This is a genomic window from Sulfitobacter sp. HGT1, from assembly GCF_013282155.1.
Lineage (GTDB): Bacteria > Pseudomonadota > Alphaproteobacteria > Rhodobacterales > Rhodobacteraceae > Sulfitobacter.
This window is the reverse complement of the sequence record NZ_BLWI01000012.1, coordinates 1-23,074: the sequence shown is the minus strand read 5'-3', so window position 1 is coordinate 23,074 and position 23,074 is coordinate 1. Positions and strand designations below refer to the sequence as shown.

26 protein-coding genes are annotated in these 23,074 nt (G+C 59.3%); 8 read left to right on the top strand and 18 right to left on the bottom strand.

The window, feature by feature from the left end:
• Nucleotide 1: 1 nt before the first annotated feature.
• Nucleotides 2–724, bottom strand: coding sequence for an SGNH/GDSL hydrolase family protein (locus tag HGT1_RS13430; RefSeq protein WP_176250478.1), 723 nt, complete (start codon nt 722–724; stop codon nt 2–4).
• A gap of 9 nt (nt 725–733) precedes the next feature.
• Nucleotides 734–1,747, bottom strand: a complete 1,014-nt coding sequence (locus HGT1_RS13425) for a hypothetical protein (RefSeq protein ID WP_176250477.1) — start codon at nt 1,745–1,747, stop codon at nt 734–736.
• 110 nt (nt 1,748–1,857) lie between these two features.
• Here HGT1_RS13425 and HGT1_RS13420 point away from each other — a divergent pair, with 110 nt between their 5' ends.
• Complete coding sequence (locus tag HGT1_RS13420; RefSeq protein ID WP_176250476.1) at nt 1,858–2,322, top strand: GNAT family N-acetyltransferase; 465 nt, start codon at nt 1,858–1,860, stop codon at nt 2,320–2,322.
• 60 nt (nt 2,323–2,382) lie between these two features.
• Here the strand turns inward: HGT1_RS13420 and HGT1_RS13415 are convergent, their stop codons facing one another.
• Nucleotides 2,383–4,005 carry an AMP-binding protein gene (locus HGT1_RS13415; protein ID WP_176250475.1) on the bottom strand — a complete coding sequence of 541 codons (1,623 nt, stop codon included), beginning with the start codon at nt 4,003–4,005 and terminating at the stop codon, nt 2,383–2,385.
• Nucleotides 4,006–4,187: 182 nt separating this feature from the next.
• Between HGT1_RS13415 and HGT1_RS13410 the strand changes: the two genes are divergently transcribed.
• Both HGT1_RS13410 and HGT1_RS13405 read left to right on the top strand, forming a co-directional pair.
• A complete protein-coding gene (locus HGT1_RS13410; protein WP_176250474.1) occupies nt 4,188–4,844 on the top strand; it encodes a sulfotransferase family 2 domain-containing protein in 657 nt (218 codons plus the stop codon).
• Nucleotides 4,845–5,081: 237 nt separating this feature from the next.
• Nucleotides 5,082–5,723: a Hint domain-containing protein gene (locus HGT1_RS13405; RefSeq protein WP_176250473.1), complete on the top strand. Its 642-nt coding sequence runs from the start codon at nt 5,082–5,084 to the stop codon at nt 5,721–5,723.
• A gap of 224 nt (nt 5,724–5,947) precedes the next feature.
• On the opposite strand, the gene HGT1_RS13400 is transcribed toward HGT1_RS13405, so the two are convergent.
• From HGT1_RS13400 to HGT1_RS13360, 9 genes are all read right to left on the bottom strand, one after another.
• Nucleotides 5,948–8,149 (bottom strand): 3-hydroxyacyl-CoA dehydrogenase NAD-binding domain-containing protein, encoded by a 2,202-nt coding sequence (locus HGT1_RS13400; RefSeq protein WP_176250472.1) that lies wholly within the window; start codon nt 8,147–8,149, stop codon nt 5,948–5,950.
• Between the two features lie 25 nt (nt 8,150–8,174).
• Entirely contained in the window at nt 8,175–8,474 is a 300-nt protein-coding gene (locus HGT1_RS13395; protein WP_176250471.1) for an acetyl-CoA acetyltransferase, read from the bottom strand.
• Nucleotides 8,474–9,685, bottom strand: a complete 1,212-nt coding sequence (locus HGT1_RS13390) for an acetyl-CoA C-acetyltransferase (protein WP_176250470.1) — start codon at nt 9,683–9,685, stop codon at nt 8,474–8,476. Before HGT1_RS13390 ends, HGT1_RS13395 begins: the two co-directional genes overlap by 1 nt.
• 2 nt (nt 9,686–9,687) lie before the next feature.
• Nucleotides 9,688–9,882 carry a hypothetical protein gene (locus tag HGT1_RS13385; RefSeq protein WP_176250469.1) on the bottom strand — a complete coding sequence of 65 codons (195 nt, stop codon included), beginning with the start codon at nt 9,880–9,882 and terminating at the stop codon, nt 9,688–9,690.
• Nucleotides 9,883–9,900: 18 nt separating this feature from the next.
• Complete coding sequence (locus HGT1_RS13380; protein WP_176250468.1) at nt 9,901–10,539, bottom strand: glutathione S-transferase family protein; 639 nt, start codon at nt 10,537–10,539, stop codon at nt 9,901–9,903.
• A gap of 294 nt (nt 10,540–10,833) precedes the next feature.
• The gene (locus tag HGT1_RS13375; protein ID WP_176250467.1) at nt 10,834–11,046 is read right to left on the bottom strand and encodes a hypothetical protein; all 213 of its coding nucleotides are present in this window, start codon (nt 11,044–11,046) and stop codon (nt 10,834–10,836) included.
• Nucleotides 11,047–11,096: 50 nt separating this feature from the next.
• The gene (locus tag HGT1_RS13370) at nt 11,097–12,878 is read right to left on the bottom strand and encodes an acyl-CoA dehydrogenase C-terminal domain-containing protein (RefSeq protein ID WP_176250466.1); all 1,782 of its coding nucleotides are present in this window, start codon (nt 12,876–12,878) and stop codon (nt 11,097–11,099) included.
• A gap of 49 nt (nt 12,879–12,927) precedes the next feature.
• Nucleotides 12,928–13,329, bottom strand: coding sequence for a MerR family DNA-binding transcriptional regulator (locus tag HGT1_RS13365; protein WP_176250465.1), 402 nt, complete (start codon nt 13,327–13,329; stop codon nt 12,928–12,930).
• A 291-nt stretch (nt 13,330–13,620) separates the two neighbouring features.
• Nucleotides 13,621–13,995: a MerR family DNA-binding transcriptional regulator gene (locus tag HGT1_RS13360; RefSeq protein ID WP_176250464.1), complete on the bottom strand. Its 375-nt coding sequence runs from the start codon at nt 13,993–13,995 to the stop codon at nt 13,621–13,623.
• A 118-nt stretch (nt 13,996–14,113) separates the two neighbouring features.
• Here HGT1_RS13360 and HGT1_RS13355 point away from each other — a divergent pair, with 118 nt between their 5' ends.
• The 3 genes from HGT1_RS13355 to HGT1_RS13345 are packed head-to-tail and all read left to right on the top strand — an operon-like array spanning nt 14,114 to nt 16,402.
• Complete coding sequence (locus HGT1_RS13355) at nt 14,114–14,536, top strand: PaaI family thioesterase (RefSeq protein ID WP_176250463.1); 423 nt, start codon at nt 14,114–14,116, stop codon at nt 14,534–14,536.
• Nucleotides 14,533–15,045 carry a PaaI family thioesterase gene (locus tag HGT1_RS13350; RefSeq protein ID WP_176250462.1) on the top strand — a complete coding sequence of 171 codons (513 nt, stop codon included), beginning with the start codon at nt 14,533–14,535 and terminating at the stop codon, nt 15,043–15,045. Before HGT1_RS13355 ends, HGT1_RS13350 begins: the two co-directional genes overlap by 4 nt.
• Nucleotides 15,038–16,402 carry an MATE family efflux transporter gene (locus HGT1_RS13345; RefSeq protein ID WP_176250461.1) on the top strand — a complete coding sequence of 455 codons (1,365 nt, stop codon included), beginning with the start codon at nt 15,038–15,040 and terminating at the stop codon, nt 16,400–16,402. The genes HGT1_RS13350 and HGT1_RS13345 overlap by 8 nt, the downstream gene beginning before the upstream one ends.
• 48 nt (nt 16,403–16,450) lie before the next feature.
• Here the strand turns inward: HGT1_RS13345 and arsC are convergent, their stop codons facing one another.
• Genes arsC through HGT1_RS13325 form a run of 4 tightly spaced genes read right to left on the bottom strand, consistent with a single transcriptional unit; the run spans nt 16,451 to nt 18,607 of the window.
• Nucleotides 16,451–16,798 carry an arsenate reductase (glutaredoxin) gene (gene arsC, locus HGT1_RS13340; RefSeq protein ID WP_176250460.1) on the bottom strand — a complete coding sequence of 116 codons (348 nt, stop codon included), beginning with the start codon at nt 16,796–16,798 and terminating at the stop codon, nt 16,451–16,453.
• Nucleotides 16,795–17,838, bottom strand: coding sequence for a quinone-dependent dihydroorotate dehydrogenase (locus tag HGT1_RS13335; RefSeq protein ID WP_176250459.1), 1,044 nt, complete (start codon nt 17,836–17,838; stop codon nt 16,795–16,797). Before HGT1_RS13335 ends, arsC begins: the two co-directional genes overlap by 4 nt.
• Nucleotides 17,835–18,266, bottom strand: coding sequence for a DUF1330 domain-containing protein (locus tag HGT1_RS13330; RefSeq protein WP_176250458.1), 432 nt, complete (start codon nt 18,264–18,266; stop codon nt 17,835–17,837). The genes HGT1_RS13335 and HGT1_RS13330 overlap by 4 nt, the downstream gene beginning before the upstream one ends.
• Nucleotides 18,263–18,607, bottom strand: coding sequence for a DUF952 domain-containing protein (locus tag HGT1_RS13325; protein WP_176250457.1), 345 nt, complete (start codon nt 18,605–18,607; stop codon nt 18,263–18,265). The genes HGT1_RS13330 and HGT1_RS13325 overlap by 4 nt, the downstream gene beginning before the upstream one ends.
• Nucleotides 18,608–18,773: 166 nt before the next feature.
• Between HGT1_RS13325 and HGT1_RS13320 the strand changes: the two genes are divergently transcribed.
• Entirely contained in the window at nt 18,774–20,330 is a 1,557-nt protein-coding gene (locus HGT1_RS13320; RefSeq protein ID WP_176250456.1) for a bifunctional UDP-sugar hydrolase/5'-nucleotidase, read from the top strand.
• 98 nt (nt 20,331–20,428) lie between these two features.
• On the opposite strand, the gene HGT1_RS13315 is transcribed toward HGT1_RS13320, so the two are convergent.
• Nucleotides 20,429–21,679: an MFS transporter gene (locus HGT1_RS13315; RefSeq protein ID WP_176250455.1), complete on the bottom strand. Its 1,251-nt coding sequence runs from the start codon at nt 21,677–21,679 to the stop codon at nt 20,429–20,431.
• A 126-nt stretch (nt 21,680–21,805) separates the two neighbouring features.
• On the opposite strand from HGT1_RS13315, the gene HGT1_RS13310 reads away from it, so the two are divergent.
• Nucleotides 21,806–22,471 carry an SOS response-associated peptidase gene (locus HGT1_RS13310; protein WP_176250454.1) on the top strand — a complete coding sequence of 222 codons (666 nt, stop codon included), beginning with the start codon at nt 21,806–21,808 and terminating at the stop codon, nt 22,469–22,471.
• 37 nt (nt 22,472–22,508) lie between these two features.
• Here HGT1_RS13310 and HGT1_RS13305 read toward each other — a convergent pair whose 3' ends face one another.
• A complete protein-coding gene (locus HGT1_RS13305; RefSeq protein ID WP_176250453.1) occupies nt 22,509–22,889 on the bottom strand; it encodes a hypothetical protein in 381 nt (126 codons plus the stop codon).
• Between the last annotated feature and the right edge of the window lie 185 nt (nt 22,890–23,074).

The window sequence follows — 23,074 nt, the reverse complement described above, 5'->3', positions numbered from 1 at the left end:
CCTAGCGATGGTGTGACATATCTGGCCAGTCGGTGATGATCCGGCTGGCCATTTCTTTTGCCCATTGCGCATAAATCTGCGGGCCGGGGTGAAAGCCGTCGATTGCCATCTGCGCAGGGTCCAAGGGCAGATCAAAGGGGATATGGTGGCGATGGGTTTCGCCGTGCAAGGATTTGGCCAAGGCCTGATCAAACCGCGCGGCTTGCCGGCCCAATGTCCAGCGCAAGGGCTGTGGCAGGACGGGAAACAGACCCAAAGGCGGCACGCCGGACATATACAAAAGCCGCGGCGCAAACAGCTGGTCGATCCGCTTGCGCAACACCTGCTGCTGGCTTTGCCAACGGCCAAAAGGGACAGCATGGGTCACGTCATTTACGCCCAAGGCCGTGACCACAACATCGACCGGCGCATGGGCCTGATCCTTTAGGGCCTTCAGCGTGCTGGCGGTCGTGGCACCGGTCTTTGCAACAAGCTGCCATTTCACGGTGAAATCCTGCGACAGCTGCGCGGCCAGTTGCCCTGCCAACGCCTGATCCTGATGGTCGACACCGACACCCGCCGCAGATGAATCGCCCAGGATAAGCAGCGACAGTTCAGGGCCGGACCCGATGGTCCCTTCGCGGGGGCCTGCGGCCTCGGGCAGTTGCAAGGCGCGGGCACGCACCCCGATGGCTTGGGTCAAAAGGACGGGCGACAGGGCAAGGCGCAGGGTGAAATCCAGCATCAGCGGCGATTACCCGCCGCAGATGTTTTGCAACCGCAGCCAGTCGGCGTCATTGATCAGCGGGGCCGTGTCCTTGCCTGCCATCGGGTCGCCTTCGATCAGCGCCAATGTGGTTTCCCCCGTGATATCAAGGGCTTCGGCATAGGGGGTGCTGTGCAGCTTTTCCGCGCCAAAGCGGGCCAGCAAGGCCTCGACCGGTGCGGGGGTGGGTCGGGCGGCCATCAGGTTCTCGGCATAGCTTTCGAGCGCGGCATCCGACACTTCGCCGGTGGTCAGCAAACGGAAGTTCTCGCGGATGCCCACATCGGCCAGCATGTCGCGCAGGGGGTCGCTTTGCGCCCGTTTGACCACCTCTGACAGGATGAAGCCGGCGGCGACATCGGGGGATTCATAATCCTCGAAGACGGTTTTGTTCAGCACGATCAACCCGCCGGGCAGGTGGATGCTGTCGCGGGTCATGGCGGGCAGCACCGCAAGCGGGCCCGCCGACAAACGCGTGCCAAGCTTGGTCAGGGCGGCACGGCCGCGCGGGTTGGTACAGGTGTTGCCGGATACCCGTTCGATCTGGCGCAGCAACGCCGCCCCGATCGAGGCGCGTTTAACCATGGGGACCACTTTGAGCGTGTGATCCTGCATGGCACCCGGCAGCCAGAACAGCGCCAGCGCGATCACTGCAAGAAGCGACCCCAACACGCCGATCAGGCGCAAACGGCCGGGGCGGGGGCGGTTGCGTTCTACGGCGCGGCGCAGGGTTTCGATGGCATCAATCATCGTGTCTTCGGTTTCGGCGATCTCGAGCGTTTCCGACGGGTCGCCGTCGGGATGGAACACGGCGGGGCGGGTGCCCGGATTGGCACGCGCAACCGCTGCCAGCGACCAATGCGCGATGGCCTGATCCTTCATATCGGAAATCACCAGCGTCGCATCCCCGATGGACACGATCACCTCGCGGCGTTGATCCTCGGGCTTGGCACGCCAAAGGCCCGTCGCTTCGATCCGCGCGTATTTCGATAGGGCCGTCATGAGCTGGGATATACTGCCTAGTTGTTTCGCGGTACTTTAGCATCTGTTAAGACTTGAGCAATGGGGCGGCTCGGGGCAGCATGGTGCAAACCCGCAGGAGATTTCACTTTATGGACGTAAAACCCGCTATCGCTGCCGATATTCCCGAAATTGCAGCGCTGTGGCACGAAGGATGGATTCAAGGACACGCTGCGATTGCACCTGCGGCCCTTGCCGCGCTGCGCACATCCCAGGAGTTTTCGACCCGCGCGAAGGCGCATCTGAAGCACACGCAGGTGGCTTGGGTGGATGGAAAGATGGCGGGGTTCTTTTTGATCGACCGGGACGAGATATACCAGTTCTACGTCGCCAAAGAGTTTCAGGGGACCGGTCTTGCAACTGAACTGTTGAACAAAGCCGAAGCATCGTTGGGCCACGGGTTGAAATGGCTGGCCTGTTCCGTCGGCAATGACCGCGCAGCCCGCTTTTACGAGAAATGCGGCTGGGAGCAAGCGGGCACGATCCCCTATGAGGTCGAGACCGAAGAAGGCCCGATGATGGTCGAGGTCTGGCGCTACGAAAAGCGCTTGGGCTGAGAGCGCCGTCTGACCGCGCTGTCGGGGCCTGATGTTGCGATGGGAAGGGGGCAAACGCCCCTAAAGGGTCGCTGCCAGTTTCCTGAGTTCAAATTTCTGGATTTTGCCCGTCGATGTCTTTGGCAGGTCTTGGAAAACGATCTTTTTGGGGGCTTTGAACCCTGCCAGTGTTTCGCGGGCAAAGGCGATCATCGCGGCCTCGTCCCCGGTCACGCCGGGCTTGAGTTCGACAAAGGCGCACGGGACTTCGCCCCATTTTTCATCGGGTTTGGCGACAACGGCGGCAAGGTTCACATCCGGATGGCCCATCAGCACGCCTTCGACCTCGACCGACGAGATGTTTTCACCGCCCGAGATGATGATGTCTTTGGCGCGGTCGGCGATCTGCATATAGCCGTTTGAATGCTGGACCGCCAAATCGCCCGAATGGAAATAGCCGCCTGCGAATGCTTCCTTGGTGGCTTGCGGGTTCTTGTAATACCCCTTCATCACCGAATTGCCACGGATCATGATCTCGCCTTGGGTGGCCCCGTCTTTGGTGACCTGGCGCATGTCGGTGTCCAGCACGGTGATGTCCTCCATCATCGGCATGGCGACACCCTGACGGGCCTTCATGGCGGCACGATCAGCGCCTTGAAGCGCGTCCCATTCCGGGGTCCACAAACATTCGGTTACATGGCCATAGGTTTCGGTCAGGCCATAAACCTGCGTCACGTTAAAGCCCAAGGCTTCGATCTTGGACAGGGTTGCAGGGGCGGGGGGCGCGCCTGCGGTGAAGACCTCGACCTGATGGTCAAAGGCGCGGCGTTCGGCGTCGGATGCATTGACCATCATGTTCAACACAATCGGCGCGCCGCCGAAATGGGTGACGCCTTCGTCAGCGATGGCGTTGTAAATGGCACTGGCCGTGATATCGCGGCAGCACACCAAGGTGCCGCCCAGCAGGGGCATCATCCACGAATGGTTCCAGCCGTTGCAATGAAACAGCGGCACGATCTGCATAAACACCGGACGCATGACCATGCGCCAGCTGACCACCGTGCCCATGGTCATCAGATATGCGCCACGGTGGTGATAGACCACGCCCTTGGGCCGGCCGGTGGTGCCCGAAGTATAGTTCAGCGCAAGGCTTTCCCATTCATCCTGCGGCAAGACCCATTCAAAGGCCGGATCGCCTTTGGCAAGCAGTTCATCATAGGTCATGTGCCGCCCGGTCGCTGGGAAACCGGCGCTTTCATCGGGAACCTCGATCAGGGTGGGGGGCGTGTCTAGCGTGGCGCAGGCCGCTTCGGCCAGATCCATGAACTGGGTGTCGACCAGTGCGACCTTGGCTTCGCCGTGGTCCAGGATATAGGCGACGGTATCGACATCCAGCCGCGTGTTGATGGTGTTCAAAACGGCACCACAGGCGGGCACGCCAAAATGCGCTTCGGCTTGGGCGGGGATGTTGGGCAAGAGCGTCGATACGACCTGACCCGGTGCCACTCCCATGCCTGCCAGCGCAGATGCCAAACGGGTGCAGCGTGCGTGATATTGGGCATAGCTCACACGGTGCGCCCCATATGACACCGCCAAGACATCAGGGAAAACATGCGACGCGCGTTGCAAGTGCGACAGCGGGCTAAGCGGCACATAATTGGCGCGGCATTTGTCGAGCCCGTCTTCGTTTGTCATCCAACCCATGGCGCACCCTCCCGATTGCGAAACTTTTCTGCTTGAGTATTGCGCCAGTAGCGTAAAGTTAAAAGGTGGAAACTCTGCCATCCAAAGGAAGAATATGTGCCCCTGACCCCGTTGCAAGATCGCAGACCAGCCCTGACCCTATTGACCGGGTGCGTTCGGGCAAGCGCAAGCGAGGTCGGGCAATGATCATCAGCCGTGGCCGCAACTATATCTTTGTGCACATCCCCAAGACCGGAGGCACCTCAATGGCGCTGGCGCTTGAAGCGCGGGCGATGAAGGACGACATCATGCTGGGCGACACGCCCAAGGCAGTTAAACGCCGCAAACGCATGAAAAACGTCCCGGCAGCTGGGCGGCTTTGGAAACATTCGACCCTGGCCGATATCGAAGGGGTGGTGACCCGCGACGAGATTGCCCAAATGTTCTGTTTCGCGCTGGTGCGGAACCCCTGGGACCGGGTGGTCAGCTATTATCATTGGCTGCGCGACCAGTCCTTTGATCATCCGATGGTCCGGCTGGCACAGCAAACCGGTTTCGCGGATTTCCTTGTGACACCCGCGTTGCAAGACAGCCTGACGAACGCGCCTTATGGCAGCTATCTGCAAGACGGTGCGAGGGTAGATCGGGCCAATCTTTTTATCCGCCTTGAGCATTTCGCCCAAGACGCTGAACCGCTGTTTGACCATCTGGGATTCCGGGTGGAACTGCCCGTGGAAAACGCATCCGATCGTGCCGCATCCTATGAGGAATATTACACCGACGACCTTGCGCAGATCGTCGCGCGAATCTGTTCGGACGATATTTCACGGTTCGGGTACGGATTCGGTCGCGCGTCATAAAAACCGCAAAGTTCCTAACCACAAGTTGCCTGATTGCCCGCCATCCGAGGCTTAATCCGGCACCAAGGTCGGCACTGCTGCGAAATGAGCATCAATGCCCCTAAATGGCCCCTTTGTTGGCCATCTCTCGACATGGCTGACGCGCCATATGCATTCATATAAATATATGCCGAAAATAAAGGCATCGCGCCATGGGGATGGAAAGCAATGTTTGGTTGGAAGATCAAAGACCCACGAATGAACTACCGCACCTCTGAAATGTCAGGTGCGTATAATGGCGGCCTTGAGGTCGCGACACATGGATTGGTTGCAGGCACAAGGGTTGCATCGGCGATGGGCTGGCGTGGCGTTGAATCGCTGGCCAAGGGCGATATGGTCCTGACCTTTGACAACGGCTTGCAGCCAATCACAGATATCCGCCGCGTCACAATCTGCCTCGATGCGATGGAAACGGAAAAGGCGTTGTGGCCTGTTCTGATCCCGCCCAACGCGTTGGGTAACAAAGAGAAACTGACGCTTTTGCCAGATCAGGGCGTGATGCTGGAATGCGAAGCTGCCGCTGATATCCATGGCGATCCGTTTGCACTGGTTAACGCCCATGCGCTGGTCGGGGAACGCGGTATCTACCGCGCGCCGCCAAACACCCGGATCGAACTGATCGCGATATCCTTTGCCGAGGATCAGGTGATCTATGCCGAGGGTGGCGCGTTGATCTTGTGCCTGTCCTATACCACGACCTTGGACCGTCTTTTGGATGGCAGCCAGTCAACCTACGAAGTGTTGAGCCAAACAGAGGCCTCGCGTCTGGTTGAATGTTTCGTGATGGAACTGGAAGACCGGGGCGACCACGGCTTTCCGCAGATGCAACACGGGCTGTGATCCCGCGCCTGTAATCCCGCGTCTATCGGAACATGACAGAACGCGAAAGATTTCGACGGCCGGAATGAAAATGGGACTGCCCGGTGCAGCCCCTTTTTTGCGTTTGAAGAACCCGCTGCCGCCAAAGCGACCTGTGCAGGTCCGGCATGTCATTCAACGGGTCAAACAGAAATCGGCCAGCAGTTTCCTGCTGGCCGTTTGCGTGTGCAAGATGTGACGCCTGATCAGGCGGCTTTGGCATCCGGCCCGAAGCGGCCATAGAACGTCTGTCCCTTGTCGGCCATTTCACGCAACAGGGCAGGGCATTCGAAACGATCGCCGAACTTTGCTTGCAACTGGTCGCAGCGTTCAGCGGCATAGGGTGCGCCGATGATATCAAGCCAGCTGAACGGGCCACCGGACCAAGGCGCAAAGCCCCACCCCAGGATCGCGCCCACATCGCCTTCGCGGATGTCTTCCAGCACGCCTTCTTCCAATGCACGCACAGCTTCAAGCACCTGCGAGAACATCAGACGGTCCTGCACATCGCGCAGGTCGGGCTGGGTTTCGGCCAGCGGGAACTTGTCGTGCATCCCCTTCCAATAGCCCAGACGTTTGCCTTTTTCGTCATAGTCAAAGAAACCGGCATTGGCCTTGCGGCCCAGACGACCCAGATCCTCCATCCAGAAAATCAGATCGTCCGCTTGCGACGCAGGATAGGCATTGCCCATCGCGGCCTTGGTCGCGCGGGCGATCTTGGCCCCCAGATCAATGGATGTCTCGTCGGTCAGTTGCACAGGCCCAACGGGGAAACCCAGCAATTGTGCGGCGTGATCGACCAGTTGCGGGGCCACGCCTTCGGTGATCATCCGCGCGCCTTCGTTGGCATAAGGGATGATGCAGCGGTTGGCATAGAAGAACCGCGCGTCGTTGACCACGATCGGCGTCTTGCGGATCTGGCGCACGTAATCCAGCGATTTCGCAACCGCACGGTCGCCGGTTTCCTTGCCCTTGATGATCTCGACCAACAGCATTTTTTCGACGGGCGAAAAGAAGTGGATGCCGATGAACTGATCGGGGCGCGACGATGCCTTGGCCAAGCCCGTGATCGGCAGGGTCGAGGTGTTGGAGGCAAAGATGCAATCCGCAGGGATCACCGCTTCGACCTTCTTGGTCATCTCGGCCTTGACGGCGGGGTCTTCGAACACCGCTTCGATGATCAGATCGCAGTCTTTCAGCGCGTCCAGATCGGTGGTCGCGGTGATCAGGTTCAACGCGGCCTGCTTTTTCTCTTCGGTGGATTTGCGACGTGCAATGCCCTTGTCAAAGAAGGTCGCGGAATAGGCTTTGCCCTTGTCCGCAGCTTCTTGCGTCTGGTCGATCAGCACGACTTCGATACCGGCCTGAACCGACACCAGCGTGATGCCCGCGCCCATCATGCCCGCGCCCAGAACGCCCAGCTTTTTGACGCGCTGGTCTGGCACGCCTTCGGGACGCACGGCACCTTTTTCCAGCGCTTCCTTGTTCAGGAACAGTGACTGGATCATGGCAGATGACGACGGGTTCATCAGGATGTTGGTGAACCAGCGCGCCTCGATCTTGAGGGCGGTATCGAAAGGCACCAACGCCCCTTCATACACGGCACTTAGCAAGGCCTTGGCGGCAGGGAAGGCCCCTTGGGTCTTGCCGTTGACCATCGCATTGGCCCCGACAAAGGTCATGAAACCGGCAGGGTGGTAAGGCGTGCCGCCGGGCATCTTGTACCCTTTGGCATCCCAAGGCTTCAAAATATCCGCATCCTTGGCGTTTAGTACCCAGTCTTTCGCGGCAGCGACCGGATCGGCGACAACCTCGTCAATCAGGCCCGCAGATTTCGCGGCCGCCGGGGCAACCATCTTGCCCTCAAGCAGGAAAGGCGACGCCCCCATCGCGCCCAGCTTGCGCGTCAGACGGGTCGTACCGCCAGCGCCGGGGAAAATCCCGACCAGAATTTCGGGCAGGCCGATACGCGCCTTGGGGTTGTCGGCAACGAAAATGCGGTGCGTGGCCAGTGGCAGTTCCAGCCCGATACCAGCCGCCGTGCCGGGCAGGGCAGCGGCAATCGGCTTGCCGCCCTTGTTGGTCTTGGCATCCATGCCGGCGCGTTCGATCTTGCGCAGCAAGGCGTGCATTTGCATCGTGCCCTCGAACAGACCCTTGGCAGGATCGTCACCCGCATCTTCGCGCATTTTGGCCAGCAGGTTCAGGTCCATCCCGCCCGCGAACGACCCGTCCTTACCGGATGTGATCACCGCACCCTTGATGCTGTCGTCGGACAAAACGGTGTCGATGATGGCGTCCAGTTCGGACAACCCTTCAATCGACATGACGTTCATGGATTTACCGGGGACGTCCCAGATGATGATGGCGACGCCGTCGGCGTCTGTCTTCATTGTGAAATCGGTCATTTATCTCTCCCTGAATTGGAGTGTGTTAGGAGCGCTGAGGTGTGTAATCAGCGAATTTCTCAAGCAGCGACCGGATCAATTCGATCGTGGCTTTCGGGCCATCCTGGCAATCTTCCTCGCTCAGCAGGATCCGCTTGAAGTTATTGAAACTCTCGCGGTCGAAACTGTCGCTTGGATCATTGCGGTGCTTGAAGAACAATGGCGGCTCATCTTGGTACAAGCGCACATATGCACCGCCCCGTTCGACTTTGACCTTCAGATCCTTCAAGCCCTTTTTCGGGGCCAGTTCGGCGATGGCAAGAAAGGGATGTGGTTGATCGCTCATTATACACGCTCGATTATTGTGGCGGCACCCATGCCGGATGCAATGCAAAGCGTGGCCATGCCGACTTCCTTGTCGGAGCGCTCAAGCTCGTCCAGCAGCGTGCCGATGATCATGGCACCTGTCGCACCCAAAGGGTGACCCATCGCGATGGACCCGCCGTTGACGTTGACCTTGCTGTCGTCGACATCAAACGCCTGCATGAAACGCATGACCACGGCGGCAAAAGCTTCGTTGACTTCGAACAGGTCGATGTCGCCGATCTTCATGCCGTTGTCGGCCAGAATTTTCTCGGTCACGGGCACAGGGCCGGTCAGCATGATCGTCGGATCGGTACCGATCTTGGCTGTGGCACGGATACGGGCGCGGGGTTTCAGGCCGTATTTCTCGCCGAATTCCTTGTTGCCAATCAGCACAGCCGCCGCACCGTCGACGATACCGGATGAATTGCCCGCGTGGTGGATGTGGTTGATTTTCTCAAGATGCGGGTACTTCATCAACGCGACCTTGTCGAAACCGGGCATGACTTCGCCCATCTGCTGGAACGCCGGGTTCAGTGACCCAAGCGATTGCATGTCGGTCTGGGGGCGCATGTATTCGTCATGGCTCAGGATCGACAAACCGTTCTGGTCCTTGATGTCGATGACGGATTTGGCAAAGCGGCCCTCGTCCCAAGCCATTTTCGCGCGCTGCTGGGATTTGACGGCCAGCTGGTCGGCCTCTTCACGGGTAAAACCGTATTCGGTGGCAATGATGTCCGCCGAAATACCCTGCGGGACAAAGTATTTTTCCATCGCCAGTGTCGGATCAACGGCAATCGCGGCCCCATCGCTGCCCATGGGCACGCGGCCCATCATCTCGACACCACCCGCGATATAGGCCATGCCCGCACCGCCTTTGACCTGGTTGGCGGCCAGATTGACGGCCTCCATCCCCGAGGCACAGAAACGGTTGATCGCAAGGCCCGGAATGCGTTCATCCAGATCGGACGCCAACACGGCAGAGCGCGCAAGGCAGCCGCCCTGTTCCATAACCTGAGTCACGTTGCCCCAGATCACATCCTCGACCGCGTGGCCCTCAAGGTTGTTGCGTTCCTTGAGCGCGTTCAGCGTGAGCGCGGACAGGCGCAACGATGTCAATTCGTGCAGCGCGCCGTCTTTGCGGCCCTTGCCGCGCGGGGTGCGCAAGGCATCGTAGATATATGCTTCGGTCATGCTTAGTCTCCGTTCGAAGTGTAGAACAAACCTTTAATACAGGCGGTTCGGATGCTGAGTTGTGGTTCCGGGGCGAGCGCTGCTATTTCCAACGCTGCTGCCTCGCATTCTGCTTTCTGAAAGAAGATCAAGTCTTCCACGCCATGAAGCTCGGATGTGGGCATGCCTGTGACAACGAAAATGATCAGCTTCCACATTGTGCCGCTCCCTTACAGTCAAATACGGTCAGCTGGGCTGCCGGGCATCAGGTCATAGGGGGCTTTCCAGCCCGGTGTTTCGCTCAGACGCGTGAGCCACGCATCGATATGGGGCCAGTCCTTGCGGTTAAAACCGAAGGGCTCGGGGTAATACAGATAGCCGCAACAGCTCAGATCGGCGTTGGTGATCCCGTCGCCCACGATCCAGTCGCGGCCGTTCAGGTGATCATTCAACACCGCATAAGCCGCCGCAAGACGCCCCTGCATAAAGCCGATGACTTCCTTTGGCTGCTTGTCCTCGGGCAGAAAATTCATCAAAAATCGCGTCATCCCGGCGTTGGAGCTGAGCTTGTGGTTGTCCCACAAAACCCACCGCAAAATCTCGCGACGTTCCGTTGAATCCTTGCCGCCGAACTTGCCGGATTTTTCAGATATGTAATCCTGGATCACGCCGGATTGCGTCAGCGTAACATCGCCGTCGATCATGACCGGGGCCTCGCCCATCACGTTTGTGGTGCTGCGAAAATCCGCTGTGCGCGTTTCGCCGCCAAAGAAGTCTACTTTGACGGGCTCCCAGGCAAGGCCCGATAATTCCAGCGCGAGGGCTGCTTTATAGGCGTTTCCGCTTTCGCCGAAGCAATGCAATTTGATGGTCATGTGATGAACCTCCCTAAGGTCACTATTCTTTTTCTCTCGTCGACGTGGGGGTTTCACACCCCCACACCCCCGTGGAGTTTATCTGGCAAAATGAAATCAAAATGTTTCATTTTTAAGGTCTTGTTAGTGTCTCTCTTTTATCAAACTGATGCGCAGCAGGCTGGAGAGCTGAGCGGCGTGCAAAGTGAAACCCTGTCTCTTTCGTGGTTTGGCCAAGGGGGAGGCAGGGCCTTGCCGCCCGTTTCATTTTGCCAAATAAACTCTCCCCGAAGGGCCGCTTTCATCCTTACCCGGTTATTTTTTGCGATCATCGATTTCGGCATTGAAAAGCCGCAGGCGCGCTGTCAGGTTTTCTTCGTTCATCACGCTGTTGAAGTTTTCGAATAGAAAAGACAGCGCTTCCCCTTCGTCCAAACCAGCCTCGGCTGAAAATTTCTTGAGCCGTCTGTAGCCGTCTTCGGTCATGGCAACGGGGAAGCGGCGGGTGAGGCGGAAGCGTTTGGGCATCGGAAACCTTTCGAGAAGCGTGAGGTGGGGGGCTCCCCACCTCTGCCAGCTTAGAAGTTTGCGGCGTCCAGCGCCATCACCGTATCCGCGCCGGTCTGGATGCGGGTCAGGTGCAGCGCGGTGGCGGGCAATTGACGTGCCATGTAATAGCGTCCGGTCGCCAGTTTGGTCTCGTAGAATGCCGTATCGCCTGTGCCTTCTGCAATTGCTTTCTTTGCGGCCAGACCCATTTTCGCCCACATATAGCCCAGGCAAACATGGCCGAACATGTGCATGAAGTCGGTCGACCCAGCCAGGGCGTTGTTGGGGTTTTTCATGCCGTTTTGCATGAAATACATGCCCGCCGCTTGCAGATCCTTGCTGGCGGCCTTGAGGGGCTCGAGGTAGGTGGCGTCGAATTCGGCATCCTGGCCGGCGTTTTCCTTGATGAAGGTCTTGAGCAGGTCAAAGAACGCCATCACGTGTTTGCCGCCGTCTTGCGCCAGTTTGCGCCCCACGAGGTCAAGCGCTTGCACGCCGTTGGCCCCTTCATAGATCATCGCAATGCGGGCATCGCGGGTGAACTGGGACATGCCCCATTCTTCGATATAGCCGTGGCCGCCGTAAACCTGTTGTGCCTTGACGGTCATGTCATAGCCCACATCGGTCAGGAAGCCTTTGATCACGGGCGTCATCAGCGACACAAGGCCGTCGGCGTCTTTGTCATTTGAGCGGTGCGCGGCGTCGATCAGGTTTGCACCCCAAAGGATGAATGCGCGCGCGCCTTCGATAAAGGATTTCTGGTCCATCAGGCTGCGGCGGATATCGGGGTGTACGATCAGCGGATCGGCCGGGCCATTGGGGTTTTCGGTACCTGTCACGGCGCGCCCTTGCAGGCGGTCCTTGGCGTAGATCAGCGCGTTTTGATAGGCCACATCGGCTTGGGCCAGACCCTGCATGCCAACGCCAACGCGGGCTTCGTTCATCATGGTGAACATGGCGCGCATGCCTTTATGTGCGTCGCCCAGCAGATAGCCAACGGCACCGTCATAGTTCATCACGCAGGTGGAGTTGCCGTGGATGCCCATTTTCTCTTCGATGGAGCCGACCGAGAGGCTGTTGCGCGCGCCAAGGGAGCCGTCTTCGTTGACCATGACCTTGGGCACGATGAACAGCGACACACCTTTGATGCCTTCGGGGCCGCCTTCGATTTTGGCCAGAACAAGGTGGATGATGTTGTCGGCCATGTCGTGGTCGCCCGACGAGATAAAGATTTTCTGACCGGTGATCTTATAGCTGCCGTCTGCTTGCGGGGCCGCTTTGGTGCGCATCAGGCCCAGATCGGTACCGCAATGGGGTTCGGTCAGGTTCATGGTGCCGGTCCATTCGCAAGAGACCATGTTGGGCAGGTAGGTGTCTTTTTGTGCATCCGACCCGTGGGCCAAAATCGCAGAGGCAGCACCGTGGGTCAGGCCCTGATACATTGTGAACGCCTGGTTGGAGGCCGAGAACATCTCGCCCACGGCGGTGCCGATGACATAGGGCATGTTCTGGCCGCCATATTGTTCGGGCATGTCCAGGCCGGGCCAGCCGCCTTCTTTGACCTTGCCGAAGGCGTCCTTGAAACCGGTTGGCGTATAGATAACGCCATTTTCCAGACGGCAGCCTTCCTTGTCGCCAACAGCGTTCAGCGGGGCCAGAACTTCGGAGGTCAGCTTGCCTGCTTCCTCGAGAATGGCGGAGGTGAAATCGGGCTCGAGTTCGTCATAGCCGGGGATGGTGGACCCGGTCACATTCAGCACATTGTGCAGAACGAATTGCATGTCTTTGATGGGGGCTGTGTAGCTCGGCATGGTGATGTCTCCCTTGGGCGGATGGTCGCGTATCTGTTGAAAAAGGTGTTTATTCTGCTGCTTTGCGCGGGTTGTTCATGGAGGCGATCATCTTTTCCCCCCATTTCAGCTGGTTGCGCAAATCGTCGATCGCCTGGTCCATTTCCTCGCGTTGCGCTTCCAGATCGGCAAGGCGGTCGCGGGCGATTTCATAGGTACGAGCAAGCTGTGTCTGTTGCTGGTCGCCCATGTGATACAGGTCCAGCAACTGGCGGATTTCTTCGAGACTGAAGCCAAAGCGTTTCCCGCGGATGATCAGTTTCAACCGCGCGCGGTCGCGCTTGGTGAACAGGCGTTTCTGGCCCTGACGTTCCGGGAACAGCAGTTCTTTTGCTTCGTAAAAGCGCAGGGTCCGCGGGGTCACATCAAATGTGTCGCACATCTCGCGGATGGTCATTGTGGTGGTGTTCATCTCTTGGGTCCACTCTTGCATCAGAAGGTATTTGAGATCGAGTTGGGGGCTTTCGCGCCGCTTTACAACAGATGATTGTGTTGACGTAGTGAGACGTCACGTCACTTTTAGCTTTACGTACGGTAAATCTAGGTAAACTTGTGTGTAAGACGTGAAAACGGGGAACCGCATGCGGAAAAACGGCGGAATGGCGCTGTTCATGGGGCAGGGATCAGGCGCCTTGGGCACGGGTTTTAGATGCCGCAGGCACTGTTGCCGTGGCATCCATCGACTGGCACGCGGCCTTGTCGATTACATGTTTTTCAATGCATCAGCCGTATCGTCGCGCAGGCGTTGAAGCTCGTCCATCGCATCGTTCAACTGGGCACGCTGTTCCGCCAGTTCCAGCAACTGGCGATCCGCGCTGATGACCCAGGCACGCATTTGCGCTTCGGTGCCCTCTTTTTCATAGATCAGCAACCACTGGCGGATCCCTTCGAGGGAATAGCCGAACTTGCGCCCCCGCATGATCAATTTCATGCGCGCGATTTCGCGGGCCCCATAGCTGCGGGAGCGGCCATTGCGCTCTGGATTCAACAATTCGATATATTCGTAATACCGCAAGGTGCGCGGTGTTACATCAAACTCGGCGCACATTTCCTTAAAGCTCAGGCGTTTATCGGGCATCGCTATCTCCTCAGATCGGGAAACTAAGCGCAAGATTGTCCAAGCGCAACAGGCGGGGTTGCTCTTGGCGACGTGGATGGTTGATATGTGGGGAAGGTTTATGAAAAGGGGCTGACAAATGTCAGACAAACTGCGGATCGCGCGCCAGTTCATCTCGGCTTTGCCGTTCAGCGAGGCACTGAACATGTCGCTGGAGGATCTGGATGGTGGTGTTGCGGTTATCTCGATGCCGTATGATTCCAAACTTGTGGGCGACCCGCGCACCGGTGTGATCCATGGTGGCGCGGTGTCGGCCTTGATGGACACATGTTGCGGTGCGGCCGTGATGAGCCACCCCAGCAACCCCGGTGGCACCGCCACGATCGACCTGCGCATTGAATATTTGCGGGCTGCCAAACCGGGCCAGACCATTACGGCGCGGGCGGAATGTTATCACGTCACGCGGTCGGTCGCATTTGTGCGCGCCACCGCCCGGGACGAAGAAGACGGCAGCCCGGTGGCAACAGCCACAGGCAGTTTTGTAGTGGAGGGTAAAAGATGAGCGGTCGCCAGAAGCCGGAGGCCGTTCAGGTCATCAAGAAACGGCGCGACGGTGCGCTGAACGCATTGGTCGGCGGCGTGCCCTATATCAAGTTTCTGGGGATCGAATTCGAACGCCGCGGCGACGAACTGACGGCGATCCTGCCGTTTTCCGAGAAATTGATCGGCAATCCGCTTATCAAGGCAATCCATGGTGGGGTCACCGCGTCTTTTCTTGAGGTGACGTCGATTATTACCCTGAGCTGGACCTCTCTGTGGGAAGATATGGAATCGGGCGTGCTGGACGTGGAAAAGATGGATGGCGAACACATGCCCCGCTTGCCCAAGACGATTGATTTTACGGTCGATTACCTGCGTTCGGGCCTGCCCCGCGATGCCTATGCACGGGCCACGATCAACCGGTCGGGGCGGCGCTATGCCTCGGTGCATGTCGAGGCGTGGCAAGACAACCGCGCCAAGCTGTTTGCGCAGGCCACCGGGCATTTCCTGATGCCGCAAAGCCGTGACTGACCCGATCCCGCAGGGCGAAGTGCGTGCAGTGGCCCAAGGCCGGCTGTCCGCCCGCGAGGTGGTGACCCACCGCCGCGTCCTGAACATTGCCATCCCGATTGTGATTTCCAACGCAACGGTCCCGATCCTGGGGGCCGTGGATACCGGTGTTGTGGGGCAGATGGGCCTTGCCGCCCCGATCGGGGCTGTTGGCATCGGCGCGATCATCCTGTCGGCGGTCTACTGGATTTTCGGTTTCTTGCGGATGGGCACGGTTGGTCTGACCGCGCAAGCCGCCGGCAACGGCGACGACGCCGAGGTGGCAGCACTGCTGACACGCGGTCTGCTGATCGGCGGGTTGGCGGGGCTGGTTATCGTGCTGCTGCAAATTCCGCTGTTCTGGGGGGCCTTTCAGGTGTCACCCGCCAGCGCCGAAGTTGAAGGGCTGGCGCGGTCCTATATGCAAATCCGCGTCTGGTCGGCCCCCGCCGCGATTGCGATTTATGCGATCACCGGCTGGCTGATCGCACAGGAACGCACCCGCGCCGTGCTGGTCATTCAGGTGTGGATGAACGGGCTGAACATCCTGCTGGATCTGTGGTTCGTGCTGGGGCTGGGATGGGGCGTCGAAGGCGTGGCCTTTGCGACGTTTCTGGCGGAATGGACGGGGGCCGCCTTGGGGCTGTGGTTCTGCCGCGCGGCCTTTGGGGTGCCGGCATGGCGCGACTGGCCACAGGTGTTTGATGGCCCACGCTGGGTCAATATGATGAAGGTGAACGGGGATATCCTGATCCGGTCCCTGCTGCTGCAGGCGATCTTTGTCTCGTTTCTGTTTCTTGGATCAGGGCTTGGCGATGTCAAACTGGCGGCCAATCAGGTGTTGCTGCAATTCCTGATGATCACGGCCTATGCGCTGGACGGCTTTGCCTTTGCCGCCGAGGCGCTGGTCGGGCGGGCGATGGGCGGCAAGCAACGCGATATCCTGCGGCGCGGGGCGCTGCTGACCAGCGGATGGGGGTTGCTGGCCTGTGCGCTGATGACTGTGGGCTTTGCACTGGGCGGTGGCGCGACTATCGACCTGATGACAACGGCCCCGTTGGTGCGCGAAGAGGCGCGGGTGTTCTTGCCCTATATGATCGCCGCCCCGCTGATCGGATGCGCGTCATGGATGCTGGACGGTATTTTTATCGGGGCAACGCGGTCGCGGGACATGCGCAACATGATGGCGGTGTCTTTTGTAATCTATTGCGCCTGCGCGTGGGTTTTGGTCCCGATGCTTGGCAATCATGGTTTGTGGATTTCGCTGCTGGTCAGCTTTATCGCCCGCGGCATTACCCTTGGCCTGCGCTATCCGGCGCTCGAGCGGGCCGCGGGCTAGCCCGTTTTCTTTCAAAGAAAACGGTTCGGAATTTTGGAAAATTCCGGCTCACCTGGCCAGCAAACTGTGTACCGCTTCGGGTGGACGCCCGATGATCGCTCGGTCGCCTCTAAACACCATGGGGCGTTCGATCAGGATCGGGTTTGCCGCCATCGCCTGCATCAATGTCGTCTCATCGCTGTCCTTGCTCAGCCCAAGTTCCTTGAAGCGGCCCTCGCTGCTGCGCATCATCTCGATCGGGCGCAGGCCAAGCGCGGCCTGTGCCGCTTCAAGCTCTGCCAGAGTGGGCGGGTTCTCAAGATAGCGCCGAATGGATACCTCTGCACCAGAGGCTTCGATCAGGGCCAAGGTCTGGCGTGATTTCGAACAGCGCGGATTGTGCCAGATCGTGATCACAGCCAGTCCTCGCGTTTGGTGCCCACCGCATCGGCCACGGATGCAAAGCCGTCGCGTGCCAGCAGTTCATCCAGCCCCCGCGCGATATCACCGGCAAGCGACAGCCCGCCATAGACCAGCGCCGTGTACAGTTGAACCGCCGACGCCCCGGCGCAAATCTTGGCATAGGCATCCTGGGCCGAACCGATGCCGCCGACACCCACCAGCGGGATATCGGTCAGGGTGGACAGCCGCGCCAGCACGCGGGTCGATTTCTCAAACAGCGGTGCGCCTGACAGGCCGCCCATTTCATCACGGTGCTTGCTGTGCAGGCCCGCACGATCCAACGTGGTGTTGGTCGCGATGATCGCCGCCACGCCCGCTTGATTGGCCACATCTGCCACATCGGCAATTTCGGCTTCGGTCAGGTCGGGGGCGATTTTCAGGAACACGGGGGTTGACCCGCGCACATCCATCACACCGGCCAAAAGCGCTGCCAACGCCGCCTTGCCCTGCAAATCGCGCAGTTTTTCGGTGTTGGGCGAAGATACATTGACCGTGGCGAAATCCACGTGATCGCGGGCCGCCTCCATCACGCGCGCGAAATCGGCGGCGCGGTCTGTGCTGGTTTTATTGGCCCCAAGGTTCAGACCAACCGGAATGCCGGGCGCACGGTCACGCAGCCTTGCGCAAATCGCGTCCATGCCTTCGTTGTTAAAGCCGAAACGGTTGATCGCGGCGCGGTCTTCGGTCAAGCGAAACAGGCGGGGTTTGTCATTGCCGGGTTGGGGCAGGGGCGTGGCGGCACCGACCTCGATAAAGCCGAAACCGGCCTTGGACAGCGGCGCGATTGCCGTTGCGTTTTTGTCAAATCCGGCGGCAAGGCCAACGGGGTTGGGCAGGTCCAGCCCCGCCAAGGTGGTCTTCAGACGCGGCGAGGTCACAGGGCCCGGCATCGGTGCCAGCCCCATCCGCAAGGCCGCGATGGCCAGCCCATGCGCTGCCTCGGGGTCGATTTTGCGCAAGGCGCGCAGGCCGATTTGTTCAGCGAAACGTTTCATGCAAATTCATCCGTTAGGGGCAGGGTGCCGGTGCGGATCAGCCGCGATGTGGTGACAGCAGCCTGACGGTGCACAACCGCCAGCTTGTAGCGGGGGTCAGATATCATCTGCAAAAACGCATGGGCATTGGGGTAGTGGGCGATGAACATGATATCCCATGCCTCATGGGCGGGGCCGATCAATGTCGTCTCGAACTGCCCGCGCCACGCGATGGAGCCGCCAACATCGGCCAGCACCGGTCCGCTTTCGACGCCGTAATTCTTATAGGCCGCGGCACCGGTCAACCCGGCTGACGCAAGCGCGTGACCGGCGGGATAGGCCGCAACATCGCGCAGCCGCACAAGGTTGAGCATATGCAAAGGCGTATCGCGGTCCAACCCCTTGAAGGCGTCAAACTGCGCGCGGTCCGGATCGACGTACTGGGTCATTCGTTTTCAAACCCGGCGGGGAATTGATGCGCCCCGTTTTCAATCGGCAAAGGTTGGGCCCAGGTGACGTCGTCCAGCTTGAGATCGCGGTAAAGATGTGGAAATTCGGCACCGCCGCGCGAGACTTCCCATTTGATGTCATCGCCCAGCCTGTCGGTTTCGACGGCAAGCAGAAACAAACCGGTTTCGCCGGCGAAATGTTTCGCGGCGGTTTCGGCAGCTTGGGTCGCGGTTGAAAAATGGACATAGCCATCGGCCACATCAATGGGCGCACCTCGGGTTGTCCCCGCGTTGCGCAACGCTTGCCATTCGTCGGCGCGAAATATTTTGTATATCAACATGGATGCCGTGATGCCTTGGCGGCGGCAAACGGTCAAGACCTGTGCAACCGCGCGGGCGTTTTGGCATGTGACCCTGCGGCAGGGGGAAATCGGTGCAGATGGTCTTTGACAGATTGAAAAGCCAAGGCCACGATACAGCAGAATTTCAACCCTGGGGGATACCACCATGAAACGATTCCTGACGGCCACCGCAGCGCTGGCCCTGACGGCAGGCATGGCGCAGGCCGAGTACAACCTGACCATTCTGCACACCAATGATTTCCACGCCCGTTTTGAGCCGATCAGCAAATATGACGGCCCTTGTTCTGCCGAGGATAACACCGAAGGTAAATGTTTTGGCGGCACCGCCCGTCTGGTCAACGCGATCAAGGATGCCAAGGCGCGGACCAACAACCATATTCTGGTGGATGGCGGCGACCAATTCCAAGGGTCGTTGTTCTATACATATTACAAGGGCCAGATGGCCGCCGAAATGATGAACATGCTGGGCTATGACGGCATGACCGTGGGCAACCACGAATTCGACGACGGCCCCGAAGTGCTTGCCGGTTTCATGGCCGCGCTCGAATTCCCGATCCTGATGTCGAATGCCGATATCTCGGCTGAACCGTTGCTGGCGGGCAAGCTGGCGAAATCGGCGGTGATCGAACGGGGCGGCGAAAAGATCGGCCTGATCGGTCTGACAGCCGAAGACACCGACGAACTGGCCAGCCCCGGTGAAAATGTGATCTTTACTGATTCCGTCACCGCCGTGCAGGGCGAGGTCGATCTGCTGACCGCGCAGGGCGTGAACAAGATCATCGTGCTCAGCCACTCCGGCTATAAGGTTGACCAGATGGTCGCCGAAAACACGACGGGCGTAGATGTGATCGTAGGCGGACATTCGAACACCTTGCTCAGCAACACCAACGAACGCGCCGAAGGGGCGTACCCGACGATGATCAAGGACACCGCCATCGTTCAGGCCTATGCTTATGGTAAATATCTGGGCGAACTGAACGTGACCTTCGATGACGAAGGCAATGTGACCGAAGCCTCGGGCGAGCCGGTGTTGATCGACGCGGCGGTTGTCGAAGACGAAGGCACCTTGGCGCGCATCGCCGAGCTGGCCCAACCGCTGGACGAAATCCGCAACAAGGTGGTGGCCGAAACATCTGCGATGATCGACGGCGACCGTGCGGTTTGTCGCGTGATGGAATGTGCGATGGGCAACCTGATTGCCGACGCCATGCTGGCCCGCGTGGCTGATCAGGGTGTGCAAATCGCGATCCAGAACAGTGGTGGTATCCGGTCGTCGATCGACGCGGGCGATGTCACCATGGGCGAGGTTCTGTCGGTGCTGCCGTTCCAGAATACGCTTTCGACCTTTCAGGTCTCAGGGGCCACGGTCATCGAGGCACTTGAAAACGGTGTCAGCCAGATCGAGGAAGTCGCAGGCCGTTTCCCGCAGGTCGCGGGCATGACCTATGCGGTTGATGCAAAAGCCGACGTGGGCAGCCGCGTCAGCGACGTTATGGTTGCGGGCGAACCGATTGATCCGGCCAAGATGTACGGCGTCGTGTCCAACAACTATGTGCGCAATGGCGGTGACGGCTACGCGATGTTCAAGACCGCTGAAAACGCCTATGATTACGGTCCGGATGTGGCTGACGTCACGGCTGAATACATAGCGGCAAACGGCGCATATACGCCCTACCTTGATGGCCGTATCACGCTGAAATAAGCCGGCTTAAACAATATGAAGGCGCGTCATTTCAGGATGGCGCGCCTTTTCTTATGGGGTGGTTTTTTGGGGGCCGGCCCTTTACGGGCCAACTTTATTTACGGCGTTGCGTCGATCTGGTTGTCGGCATCGGCAAAGACGGCGGTTTGCGGCGTGCTTGCCCGCCCGCCCACGGCCATCTGAAACTCTTTCTTGTCCTCGACCGCGACTGCCTCGCTTTGGAGAATACGCCAGAGCGTGTAGAAAATGACAACCACATGACTGCCCGCCGTGACCATAAACAGCGCGCGGTCTGCAAGCCCGGCCATGGCCCAGCCAGCCAAAAGCGGCCCGATGATGCCGCCAACCCCGTACAGCAGCAGCAAGCCGCCTGAAATCTGGATCGCGGTGCCGGGGGCGGCGTGGTCATTGGCATGGGCGACGATCACCGGATACATCGCAAAGATCGACCCGCCCAGAATTCCCGCCAGCACCAGGTTCAAAACGCGGCTTTCGGGGGCCAGCACCAAAAACGCCGTGTCAGCGGCCAGTGCCAGAACCGTCAGGCCAACCAGCACCTTGCGGCGGTCCATCTTGTCCGACAGCCAGCCCACAGGGATTTGCGCCAATGCGCCCACCAGAATGGGGATCGACGTGAACAGCGCGATGGTGGCCAGCACCAGCCCGACACGGTCGGCATAAACCGCCGCCAAAGTGCCAAAGGCCGAATTCGACACCCCGACAAACAGGACCCCGATCACCGCAACGGGCGAATTGCGCCACAGCGCCTTGAGGTCAAGTTTTACATGCACCAGCGGGGCAGGGGTGCTGGTCGAACTGATGGCCGTCGGCACCAAGGCAAGGCAATAGAATATCGCGGCGATGGCGAAAAAGGTGAACCCGTTCGGATCGCCCGTGGTCAACATCAACTGGCCCGCCGTCGTGGCCCCGAGGTTGACCATCGTATAGACGCCAAAGACTTTGCCCCGGCTGGTCGGGTTGGTTTGTTCGGTCAGCCAGCTTTCCACAATCATCGCGGCCCCGGCAAAGCAAAACCCGCAAAGCGCCCGCAGAATGATCCAGGCGGCTGGCGAAATCAGCAATGCGCTGGCCAGGATCGAGACTGCGGCAATGGCGGCCATCGCCCCGAAGGCGCGAATATGCCCCACACTGGCAACCAGCCGCGCGGTGAAAATGCACCCCGACACATAGCCGATCGCCCAGCCCGTCCCGAGCAGGCCAAGCGATACGGCGGAAAACCCTTCGGCTTGCCCCCGCACCGGCAGGATCAGCCCGTTGATGCCACCGGCAAATAGCAAAAACGCGGACCCCAGCAACAAAACTGCAATCGGAAGGATATGGCGGTGCATGGTGGTCCTTTCGGCAATCTTCGGTCACGGCGCAGATAGACTTGGCCAACACCTGACCCTAAGTTTAGGGGGAAACCAACCCCGATGTCGGGGATGGGGTGCTTTGTTTGGCCTGAGGGGGGATTTATGTGCGGACGCATGGCAGTGACGCTTCCTTTGGATGCGATGGCGCAACTTTTTGCGGCCTCGCCTGCCAACGACCTGCCCGAAGTGCCGAACTATAACGTCTGCCCGACCAACGCCGTGCATATCGTCACCAGTGACCCCCAGACAGGCCGCAAGCTTGGCGCGATGCGATGGGGATTTATTCCGACGTGGTACAAGAAACCGACGGACGGCCCTTTGCTGATCAACGCGCGGGCCGAAACAATCACGGACAAGCCCGCTTTTCGCGATGCCGTGCGCAGGCGGCGCGGGCTGGTTGTGGCGAACGGGTTTTACGAATGGACCAAAGACCCCCAAGACGGTCGCGACCCGTGGTATATCACCCGACAGGATCACGCGCCGCTGGCACTGGCAGCCATCTGGCAGGATTGGACCAGCCCCGAAGGCGACCGCCTGTCCACCTGTGCCGTGCTGACAACGCAGGCAAACAAGGCGATGACCGCAATCCACCACCGTATGCCGGTCTTGATCGAGGCCCCGGATTGGCCGTTATGGCTGGGTGAAAACGGCAAAGGGGCCGCAACGCTCATGAACGCTGCGGCCGAAGATACATTGACGTGGCATCGGGTGTCGCGAAAGGTGAACTCCAACAAAGCGTCGGGGGCCGGGCTGGTCGAACCGATCTAGGCACGCGATCGCGCCCCCGAGATTGTGGCAAACAGGCCTATTCGCTCAGAGGTGGCTCATCAAAGCTGATCGTGCCCTCGTATGTGACAGGCCCTGTGGGCTCTTCGCCTTCCACTGGCGCAGCTTCACCCGTGCTGGAGAAAGCCAGCGGAGACGCGGTATCAACCACATAGGTAAAGGAACTGCCGGGGCTCAACGCCTCGGATTCCCAGGTGCCGTCGGTCGCTTTCACCGTCCGCGCGTGGTCGGAACTGTTGGTGAAATTCAAAACGTCACCCGGCACGACGTAGATCACGGCGGGAAAAAACGCCTGATCAAGGATCATCACGTTTTGGGTTTGTGCCAAAGCGGAATTGCCGCAAATGGCGAAAGTGAACGCAACAAGGGACATGGCCCCCTTGTGAAAAGAAATAGGCATAGAAATGCTCCTGACAACGGCCCCACCCGGTTACAGTTCTACGTTCCTTAACGAAGCATTGCGGCGGAAATAGGGCGAAACGGTTGTTCCGGTGCCTCTTAGAGGCTGATCGGAAATGAGTTGAGTGAATTCAGCAGGTTGTGATTCTATCTGGTTGCGAAACTTGACGGAGATCACGATGGCCT